Below are 10,076 nucleotides of genomic sequence, written 5' to 3'. Positions count from 1 at the left end.
GTTTAGATGGCATTTTTTTGCTCATTAACGTTATTGATAAAATTAAAATTATAAATAAAAGCTTATAATTAGAAGCAGTTATTAAATCCAATTTCTAAGGACAAGTATGTTATCAGAGACGCAAAAAAAAGAGATTTTAGTGAAAGCTAAGGATTGGTTTCGAAAAAGTGTTATGGAAAGTCACTTACGAAATGCCAAAAAACTAAAAAAAGCTTCTGAATTTAATATAAATCCTTTTACTGCAACATACTTAGCTAATTTTTTAACTGGGGATGCTTCACCTGAAAGTATAGCTAAAGCATTAATTTACCCACGAATTTTAGGTACAAGTATAAACACAACTTTTGGGGGTGCAATTCAAAATTTCACGAATGATGTATTAGGTACATTTAGCAGTACGACATCAGGAATTGATATTGAGTATGACGATCAGCAAGATGGTCGAAAAAAATACTGTCAGATTAAGTCAGGGCCAAACACAATAAACAAAGATGATGTGGAGACGCTTCATCAACATTTTAAAGCTGTAAAAAATTTAGCTCGAACAAATAATCTTGCTTTACAAGTCAATGATATGGTTGTTGGAATTGTCTATGGTGAGAGAAATGAAATCAGTCAACATTATAAGAATTTAGAATCTAAACATGACTATGTTGTGCTTGTTGGTAGAGAGTTCTGGGCGAAATTAACTGGTGATAATGAATTTTATGATGATTTAATAGCCGTAATTGATGAAGTAGCAGAAGAATCAGATTTTCGTGAGGAATTAGATTCTATAATTAAAGACTTATCTAATGATCAAAAAGTTATAGAGCTCTCTAACATGGCGAATAAAGAATCTAAGTGATCTTATGGGGTGGACCTCTGTCATAAAAACAGGTAAAATAAATTTTTATTTTACCTGTACCTCATATCATGACGGCTATCCCTAAAGAGTTAGATAAGTTTTCTGCTGAACAAGTTGCAGATGTCTTATCTGTTTCTAAAAGAAATTTAGAGACTTGGGCTAGAAATGGAAAGTTAGTTCCTGAGTACATAAGCGGAAAAGAAGCGCTATATTCCCAAAAACAGCTTGAACAGTTTGAACAATTTCAAAGTTTTTTTAATAGCAGCTGGGATCAGGAACAACTAGTAAGTCCAAATTGTGAGTATAACTCTATTGAACTTTTTGCAGGTGCTGGAGGTTTAGCGCTTGGTTTAGAAGAGGCAGGATTTAAGCATGTTTTGTTAAATGAGCTTGATAAATCAGCTTGTGCAACACTTCGCCATAATCGTCCTAATTGGAACGTAATTGAAGGTGATATCCGAAAAGTAGATTTCACCGCCTATAAAAATTCTATTGACCTCTTAACTGGTGGTTTCCCCTGCCAAGCATTCTCCTATGCAGGAAAAAAATTAGGGTTTGAAGATATTAGAGGAACAATGTTTTTCGAATTTGCTCGAGCATTGAAAGAGATTCAACCTAAAATATTTTTAGCTGAAAATGTAAAAGGTTTGTTAAGTCATGATGATGGAAAAACTTTAGAAACAATAAAAAATATTATTAATGAATTAGGCTATGAATTAGTTGAAGATAATGTTTATAAAGCCATTTTCTATAAAGTTCCTCAAAAGCGAGAACGTCTTATCCTTGTTGGAGTTCGTAAAGATTTAGTTGAAAAGGCAGTTTTCACACCTCCTTCACCTTATAAACGGATCTTGACTGTAAAAGATGCATTAAAAAAAGGGGTTTTATTTGAAAGTGATGTACCAATTTCTGTAGGGCAAAAATATCCAGAACGAAAAAAAGAAATATTTGATCATGTTCCAGAAGGCGGTTATTGGAGAGATTTACCATTAGATTTACAAAAGGAATATATGCAAGCTAGTTTTTATTTAGGTGGTGGTAAAACAGGAATGGCTAGACGGCTTTCTTGGAATGAACCTAGTTTGACATTAACCTGTGCACCTGCACAAAAGCAAACTGAAAGGTGTCACCCGACTGAAAGCAGACCATTAACGGTTCGTGAATATGCTCGTATTCAAACATTTCCTGATAATTGGATTTTTCAAGGATCAATGTCTGCTCAATATAAACAAATAGGTAATGCTGTTCCTGTTAACTTATCTTTAGCTTTAGGAAAAGCTTTAATCAAAATGTTGAATAATTTGGATTAATAAACATAAAAAGTTAAAACAACCCAAATCTACTCAAATTTCAGAGTCCACACTATCTAGTGGTGGGCTCTAGCCGAACCCTTCTTACATGATCCACTTTAACAGCTCAAGATTTATGGGACTTTATTAAAATCCCTATAGAATAAAAAATATGGGAGTTTTTACTCCCATATTTTTTAAAATTCTGCTTTTGAATCGGCTATCACATATGGCTTCCATTTAGGACTAGTACAGTTAAACTTTGGATCCTGATAGTGTGGAGGAAATTTATTATCTTTATCATGATCATTGACAGCGACTTCACGCTTACATTGAGTACATCGATAGATTCCTGAATGTGGGACTTTAGACCCAGCAGAGAAAATTTGATTAAAAAAGGCATCATTACTATTGGTAGAAAACTCATTTAAGGTTTTACGTTCAACTAAAGACATTTTAACTATTCCAAATTGATTAAATCTGATCAGAATATCAACAATTTAACTCATAAATACATTCAAAAACGATAACTACGACACACTTTGTCGTTAAGAATCACCTGTCTTAAGTTAAATGTAAAATCACTTATTTTAACTTACCAATACAATCTAATATTTCCTTTAATTGCTCAGGATCATTTTCTTCTAACTTTTTAAAAACCTCCTCTAAAGCTATTTCAAGTAGTTGATTTAATAACTTATTTCTTGTTGGATTACCAAGGTGAGCTTTCAATGCCTCTACCTTTTCAAAGTTCCATTGATATATACGAAATGGTACTTGATGAGTTACCCCTAAAGTCTCCGTGTTATATGTCCTAGCTTTAATTTGTGACACCAAAATATCTAACTCTTTCGGGTCATTTTCACCCTTAACATAAAGTCTATTTAACATTTCATCACCAATGAATTTGATATATAAAAATGATATAGTTTTTAATATCAAAAATACAAGTGAGTTTTAAAATGGGACAAGCAAAAAATCGGGGCTCTCTGGAAGAAAGAGTTAAAAATGCTAAAAAATTTAGAAAAGAAGCTATCTTAAGTGAACTTAAAAAAATCGTAGAGGGGCATTATCAACACGTACCAGATCAATTTTCACATCGCCAGAACTATTTAGATGGATGTGTAATTGCAATGGATATTAAAGAAGCAATGGACATCGTCTTAGACGATGGCGATATTGGTATCATTGAAGATGGATGCCCAAAACCAGAATATATATTAGGACTATTTGAAGTTGCTTTAGATAACTACGGTCTCGATGATAATGAGAATATTCAGGAATGTGCAGCTTGGGTTGATGAAGACATAAGTATGAATACTACGTTCTTTAGATTTAAAGATGCATCAGAGTTTAATCAATTAGAAGATGTTCTAAAGGCCGTTAATAAATTTTCATTTTGGTTGCCAACTTATATCATGCTAAACGGCACTTGGTATGATACTTACGAAATTGGTGCTGTAGATGAAAATGGAAATACTATAGGCTCCAGGTTTTAATTGATTTATAAAGCCCAGGTTAATCCTGGGCTTTTTGTTCAATCTGATCATTAGCCTCAAACATGCCAGGATTGGTAATCTGGATATTGTCCTGACAATTTCCGCAAAGCATCGGCCCTGCAAAAAGCTGTACGTTTTCCCTTGAATCACAGAAAGTGCAAGGCTTAGACAATTGAATAATATTACTCATGGCTTTTTCCCCTCAAAATAGTTCTTTTGGGCATATGCATTTCCTTTTGTTTGCATTCCTTGGATGTCTCCTCGATCGACTTTTAGATGCATCAGTATCCCAATTTGAAACATATATATATGGCCAAAGTCTTCAAAGAATTTTTCATTTAAATAATTGGCTTCAGTAAACTTATCGAGGGAATAGTTAATCTGCTTTTCGAAATCATTCACCAATGTTTCAATCCGACTAGCTTGTCGCTCAATACTGGCCATCTGTAAATTACTGGTCAGAAGATCCCGCAGATAAGTCCCTAATTTATCGCCCTTCAATTGAGCCAAACGCTCATATTCTTGTGCGACCTGATTGTCTAATCTGACTGCAACGGTTCGAGTACTGTTCATGAAAAACTCCTATCATTTGTTTTCAATCTAAGCACCTAATTTCTAAAAAGTAACTATCAAATATAAGTAAACACTGTGTTAAGTTTTAATGATTACAGGTTAAATATTTAATATAAAAAGAGAAATTCACATAAAAGCGTAAACAAAGGTGATTACAAGCTATCTTATTGTTTTGTAAGTAAATATTGCAATTTATTTGCAACAAAAGGTGTTTACAGCTAAGCCTCTGAAATACAATAAAAATCATGCTAAAAGCGTAAACGCTTTCCAGACAGATGAAAAATCGCTGTACCCCTTATGGCATAAGGCTTTGAAGCCTTTATCTTTAGATGCGTGGTGTGTGAACCAAAAATTGCCGGTATGTACCGGTTCCCAATCCATTTAATTGACTTAACTGACAGTAAAGATAGTGCTTGGCCAAAAGAGATCCTGACTCTTGTGTTTCTAAGAAAAAAATCTATAAGCGAAAACTCTAGTCTACAGATAAAAAATAAAACCCAAGTTAAAACGCTCTCACATGCGATTTCAGCCAAATTTTTACTTAAGACATAGAATCCACTATTGAAATGAGTAATCAGGTTAAAAAACGCAAATGAGCGCCAAATAGAGGGTATTTTTATTCTAATCGGGATGAATAGAGCGAGTGTCTACGAGCGAAGCACCAAAATTCGCACCTCGATTCTCTGAAAAACAGCTTTTTAGGCTGTGAAGCCTAAATAAGCGTAAATCACATGCAGAAAATTGAGCCTAGATCGAGCGTAGCGAGTAAAAAAGCTTTATGAGCGAAGCGAATTCCGAGTTGCTTTTGCTCTTGCCTTTGCTTTTTCTTAAAGTCATAACCGGATGAATAAAAAATTGCCCCACGAATCGAGCGAAAGCGAGATTCAATAGAGTTTGAGCGTAGCGAAAACCAAGGGCAATTTTTCTTTGCCAGGGCTTTTAATAATTTTAAAGTTTTTAAATGCTTTTAGACTAGCTGAATACCTTTATTTTAAAGGCCTGTAGAGCTTATATGACTACGTTTACCTACCAATATGACTACGTTTACCTACCAATATGACTACGTTTACCTACCAATATGACTACGTTTACCTACCATAAGACTTCATAATATTTTTTGTAGATTTAACTACGTTTACCTTGCATAAATCTACATAATTATTAATATAGACTTATATTCATGAATAATAATGTAGATAAATAAGATGCGGGATTTAGTTGTTAAAGATAATGCTCTAATAAATGCTAGCTATAATTTGGATTTAGTAGAACAACGTTTAATCCTATTGGCCATTGTCGAGGCAAGAGGTAGTGGCAGAGGTATCAATGCAAATGACCCATTAGAGGTTCATGCAGAGAGTTATGTAAACCAGTTTAATGTTGCACGACAAACAGCTTATCAAGCCCTCAAAGATGCGTGTAAAGACTTATTCGCACGTCAATTTAGCTATCAAGAAGTAAATAAAAGAGGAAATATTGAGAATGTCCTAAGTCGCTGGGTCAGTGAAATTAGATACATTGATGATGAAGCAACAGTAAAATTAATATTTGCACCTGCAATCGTGCCTCTTATTACACGTTTAGAAGAACAATTCACAAAATATGAGCTACAGCAAATTAGTGATCTTAGTAGTGCTTACGCTGTACGTTTATACGAATTATTGATTGCTTGGCGTAGTACTGGCCAAACACCTGTTATTGAACTAGCAGAGTTCAGGCAGAAGATAGGTGTTCTCGATGATGAATACACTAGAATGGGAAACTTCAAGGATCGAGTGTTAAATCTAGCTATTGCCCAAGTTAATGAGCACACAGACATTAACGTTAAATATGAGCAACATAAAAAAGGCCGTAACATTTCAGGATTCTCTTTCACATTTAAGCAAAAGAAAGTGATCACCTCTAAAAGTTCAACTTCACTTGAACTTTTCTCAAAAATGACCGATGCACAACGTCACCGTTTTGCTAATAAACTTTCTGAACTTCCAGACATGAATAAATACTCTCAAGGTACAGAAAGCTACCCACAATTTGCAGTTCGAATTGCTGAAATGCTAAAAGATAAAGAGAAGTTTGAAGAGCTTCTGCCACATCTTAAAAAAGTAGGATTTAGTACAAAATAAACTTCATGTTCAGGTAGGATGTTCATCTAAACATCCTTGTACATGCACTGAGGGATTACATTGAACACAACAAAATTCAGCGTCATGGACGCAAGTAAAGCTTTTAAAAAATCACGAACAACAATATATGAAGCTATAAAAAATGGTGAATTATCAAGGGATCATGATGGGCTTATAGATTTATCCGAACTTATCAGGGTCTATGGTAACCCTATCGGTGTTCAGTCCAATACACGTACTGAACACGTTCAGAAGGATGTACAAGTACGTGTTCAATCTGAGATTGAAAATGTATTGAAAGATCAAATTTCTCTACTCAAAAATCAATTGGACTTAGCCAATCACAGAGAAAAGGCTTTGATGCAACACATAGAGGATTTGACTCATAGAATTGAGTTTAAAGGTCAGCTTGAACAACCAAAAACAGAGGTAGAAGAGCACAAAGTTGCTCCTCCTGTTCATTCTGAAATGACAGAGAATCCTAAACTAGAACCAGACCAGAAAGATGACGGATTGACTACTCCGGTCGAAACAGAAAATAAGCGTATTCCGGTGCCGGAACATGTTGAACCGGAGCCAGAGAAGAGGGGCTTTTGGAGTCGGTTTTTTAGACCCTATGATTAATCAAGATTGTTTAATTAAAATGAATAAAGCTGTGAAACATTGCTCAAAGAATAGGCGTGGAACGTGAAAAATCATAAAAAAAGCCCACCAGAGGGTAAGTGGGCTGAAATCATGGAACTATCGTATTGATTTATAGAACAAATTATACAGCATTACATATAACGTGCATTATGTTAATTTTAGAAAAATTAACATAATTATTCGAAGAGTGCCTTAGTGCTTACCTCCGGACTATTTAGTACTATCTTTACTTAAAGTTAAAGATTTTTTAATGTCATCAAATATAAATTCCTCTATTTTTTGACAAATCTTCTCTATAGCTTTCTGATTATTATCCTTTAGAAGCATAGTTACATAATTCCATTTAGAACATTCTGGTTGATAAGTAGAGGTCCAATTAAGTATTTTAAGCTTCTCAATACTGTAAAAGAGCACAACTTCTTTTTTTGAAAAAATGATTGCAAAACAAGCAGAATAATTTTTCAATTTTTGAAAATCTTCTTTCGGTGCAAAACGTATAGATAAGAATACCTGATCAAGAGGAACTAAATATTTAACTCCATTTAAAACTTGCTTTTTTACAGTGACATCCTCTAATCGATAATCATCATTAGAGCTTAATCCTAGTAAAAAAGATAAAGAAGAAGTACTAATATTAGAAGTAGGTTTTTTAGGATATTTGATGTACTTTTTCTCTGATACTTCTATTTCGTTGTAGCGCTCTTCAACCAAGTAATCATCTTTATCTTTGTTAGCAACTAACCAATTTCCAATATCTTTAGCATTGAATAAAACAACATCAGATTTCGATGTATCTAGAGTAAATAAAGTTTTTATCTCTTCTGAAAACTTATGTTTTTCAATTAAATTGAATATTTGTTTGATTTGTTTTAGACCCTCTTCTTCTGAACAATACATTTCAGACTCTTTTTTTATCGTTTCTATTAGTGATGGAGCTGTTGCCAATGAAGGACCATCAATAACACTTGGACTCATCTGATCAATAGTAGATAATATTTCCTTAGGTGCGCTTAAGTTATTGAAAAAATAGGCTAAATAAGCACCTTGAGTTACAAAAATTGGAGTATGACTTAACCTCTTCTCTGATAAATCAGATATATAGTCTATAACTGCTTTATAAGTTATTTTATCTGATTGTTTTTGTTTAAGAATTGCATCGAAAAACAACTTGGTAAATTTACTATATTTATTAGTTGCTTCAGAAGTTTCATTTCCTCTTGATGAATACATGAAATAAACTTCATCAAAGGTGTATTCTTTATCCAAATTTTTCCTGATTAATGAATCTTCAGCTTCTTTTATATAATTTTCACCAGAATAACAGGCATCAACAACCTTGACTGCTACTTTAGGATTTAATCTTTTAAGATAGCTGTCTATAACATCATTGGTGATAGTTGTACTTTTTAAAAGCTCTAAATTCGTATCTTTAAAACAGAAATAGAAGTTATTTGAGTCTCTATAGCCATGACCACTAAAGTAAAAGAATATTTGTTCAATATCTTTTCCTTCAAAGCCCTTAATAAAATCAATAATCTTATCTTGAACTATTGATGCTGAATCATTTAAAGACGTTAAAATATTAGAAAATTCTCCTGATACTTCTAATAAGTTTTTCATCATTTCTAGATCATTTTTACATGCATCTAAAGGATCGTATAATTCGTATTCGCTAGATGCTAGAAGAATGGCTATCTTTGTCATTTCAAATTCTTATTTATAAACATACATTTATTATAGACTTATTTTTAAATATAAAAATTTTAAAAAAATTGTATGCGCCTATTTAACATAATAGAGCTTATACGAAACGCATTTTTAATATTACTTTAAGATCAGTATCTTATCGTTATTCATACCCTCTGGAACGTTCTCGTTCAACCGCCTTGGAAACAAGTCGGTTTCTTTTTAAGCAAAACTGTAACTTTTAGCCAATAAGATTGATCAAAAAACATTCGTTTTTGCGTTTTTTCCTGATTTATCAAGGTTCATAATTCAGAAATAATCCCCAATTTCTGCGGACAACTCTTGGGATAAAATAGGCCAACTTTGTAAGCTAAAACTTACACAGATTTAAGGGTTTTGCGGATTGGTAATCCAAAGCATTAGCCCTATGATGAATACATAAGGGAACTGGATGTTTCCAGAAAACAAGAATAAGAAAATTGCGCAAGGAATGGGCAGCACGAGATCAGTAAGACGAGCAACCCGATATGAAAAAGCCCGACAGGATGTCGGGCTTTTTTATTGTTCAAAGATGAAAATACTGTGTTGTTGATGAAGTTGAGAGAATCGAAAGCATTACAATCAAAAAAAACTCTACATAAATCCTCTGAATAACTTTAATAAGGGTATCCTTCTTTAAAAACAATTTCTTCAAATAAGTTATTGTTTTTTAGATCAAAAATATAACTAGCCGATGAATTTCCAGAAGGGTAAAAAATACCATCACGTTCTATAAAACCGTTTTCTGCTATTGTACGAACCTTATTATTTTCTTGTAATCTGGGTTCAAATTTAAGTAAATGTTGAGCTTCATTGGTGTTTATATCAATGAGTTGAGATTTTCTATTTTTATACCAGTGAATGGGCGGTTTATGTTTTTTTTCATATGCTAGTAATTTAGAAAATTTAGTGGTCCAGATCCCTTTCATTGGTTGCACAGTATAGAATTTTTTAAATTGAGGGTCAGTTCCCCATGTTTGCATTTGATGTGCTTCCCATTTAACCCAAATAAAAATTTGTATATCAACATCTCGCTCTAACCACTTTGTATAGTTAAAAGAATCTTTTAAATCCATTGTTAAAGCATATTGAGGATCAATTCCATAATCTTTTGAAGCAAAAAATAGAGGTGAGTTTTTAATTTTGACTTCACCAGTTAAATTTCCTGACTCTAAAATACATAAAAGATCTGGATGATAGGGGTTGTTCGTTTTTTCAGGATGAATTTCAATATTCCATGGGAAGTTATTAATTTGTTTTGTAATAGCAACAAATGCTCGTTCTTTATTTTCAGTGATTGAGCACCAGAAACCTTTATTTTCTAAATCTTTAAATGAAGTCTCTTCATAGTTGTTTGGAGTTGTAGCAATAAAAA

General features: G+C 33.0%; 11 protein-coding genes. 5 read left to right on the top strand and 6 right to left on the bottom strand.

From position 1 onward, the window contains the following. The first annotated feature begins 106 nt into the window (after positions 1 to 106). Positions 107 to 847 carry a PmeII family type II restriction endonuclease gene (locus WA352_RS21430; protein WP_336143865.1) on the top strand — a complete coding sequence of 247 codons (741 nt, stop codon included), beginning with the start codon at positions 107 to 109 and terminating at the stop codon, positions 845 to 847. A gap of 68 nt (positions 848 to 915) precedes the next feature. Then, positions 916 to 2,157 carry a DNA cytosine methyltransferase gene (locus WA352_RS21425; RefSeq protein ID WP_336143864.1) on the top strand — a complete coding sequence of 414 codons (1,242 nt, stop codon included), beginning with the start codon at positions 916 to 918 and terminating at the stop codon, positions 2,155 to 2,157. 176 nt (positions 2,158 to 2,333) lie between these two features. On the opposite strand, the gene WA352_RS21420 is transcribed toward WA352_RS21425, so the two are convergent. Together WA352_RS21420 and WA352_RS21415 are read right to left on the bottom strand one after the other, a co-directional pair. Continuing rightward, complete coding sequence (locus tag WA352_RS21420) at positions 2,334 to 2,591, bottom strand: hypothetical protein (protein ID WP_017397139.1); 258 nt, start codon at positions 2,589 to 2,591, stop codon at positions 2,334 to 2,336. A gap of 130 nt (positions 2,592 to 2,721) precedes the next feature. Next, a complete protein-coding gene (locus WA352_RS21415) occupies positions 2,722 to 3,027 on the bottom strand; it encodes a hypothetical protein (RefSeq protein ID WP_087514416.1) in 306 nt (101 codons plus the stop codon). A gap of 71 nt (positions 3,028 to 3,098) precedes the next feature. Here WA352_RS21415 and WA352_RS21410 point away from each other — a divergent pair, with 71 nt between their 5' ends. Beyond that, positions 3,099 to 3,635 carry a hypothetical protein gene (locus WA352_RS21410; protein WP_087514417.1) on the top strand — a complete coding sequence of 179 codons (537 nt, stop codon included), beginning with the start codon at positions 3,099 to 3,101 and terminating at the stop codon, positions 3,633 to 3,635. 19 nt (positions 3,636 to 3,654) lie between these two features. On the opposite strand, the gene WA352_RS21405 is transcribed toward WA352_RS21410, so the two are convergent. Both WA352_RS21405 and WA352_RS21400 read right to left on the bottom strand, forming a co-directional pair. Further along, positions 3,655 to 3,825 (bottom strand): hypothetical protein, encoded by a 171-nt coding sequence (locus WA352_RS21405; protein WP_336143862.1) that lies wholly within the window; start codon positions 3,823 to 3,825, stop codon positions 3,655 to 3,657. Beyond that, positions 3,822 to 4,208, bottom strand: a complete 387-nt coding sequence (locus tag WA352_RS21400; RefSeq protein ID WP_005200047.1) for a hypothetical protein — start codon at positions 4,206 to 4,208, stop codon at positions 3,822 to 3,824. The genes WA352_RS21405 and WA352_RS21400 overlap by 4 nt, the downstream gene beginning before the upstream one ends. A 1,205-nt stretch (positions 4,209 to 5,413) precedes the next feature. On the opposite strand from WA352_RS21400, the gene repM reads away from it, so the two are divergent. Together repM and WA352_RS21390 are read left to right on the top strand one after the other, a co-directional pair. Beyond that, complete coding sequence (gene repM / locus WA352_RS21395) at positions 5,414 to 6,331, top strand: replication initiation protein RepM (protein WP_057107259.1); 918 nt, start codon at positions 5,414 to 5,416, stop codon at positions 6,329 to 6,331. Positions 6,332 to 6,415: 84 nt separating this feature from the next. Then, positions 6,416 to 6,955, top strand: a complete 540-nt coding sequence (locus WA352_RS21390; RefSeq protein ID WP_442892297.1) for a plasmid replication DNA-binding protein — start codon at positions 6,416 to 6,418, stop codon at positions 6,953 to 6,955. Positions 6,956 to 7,186: 231 nt separating this feature from the next. Here the strand turns inward: WA352_RS21390 and WA352_RS21385 are convergent, their stop codons facing one another. Beyond that, the gene (locus WA352_RS21385; protein WP_336143857.1) at positions 7,187 to 8,680 is read right to left on the bottom strand and encodes a caspase family protein; all 1,494 of its coding nucleotides are present in this window, start codon (positions 8,678 to 8,680) and stop codon (positions 7,187 to 7,189) included. A 638-nt stretch (positions 8,681 to 9,318) separates the two neighbouring features. Continuing rightward, on the bottom strand, positions 9,319 to 10,076 hold a 758-nt coding region (locus WA352_RS21380; protein ID WP_336143856.1), incomplete at its 5' end, for a hypothetical protein.

The sequence above is a fragment of the Acinetobacter sp. 102 genome, assembly GCF_037028485.1.
In the GTDB taxonomy this organism is placed as follows: Bacteria; Pseudomonadota; Gammaproteobacteria; order Pseudomonadales; family Moraxellaceae; genus Acinetobacter; species Acinetobacter higginsii.
Note: the sequence above shows the minus strand (reverse complement) of the source record. Positions and strands in the feature narration are given on the sequence as shown.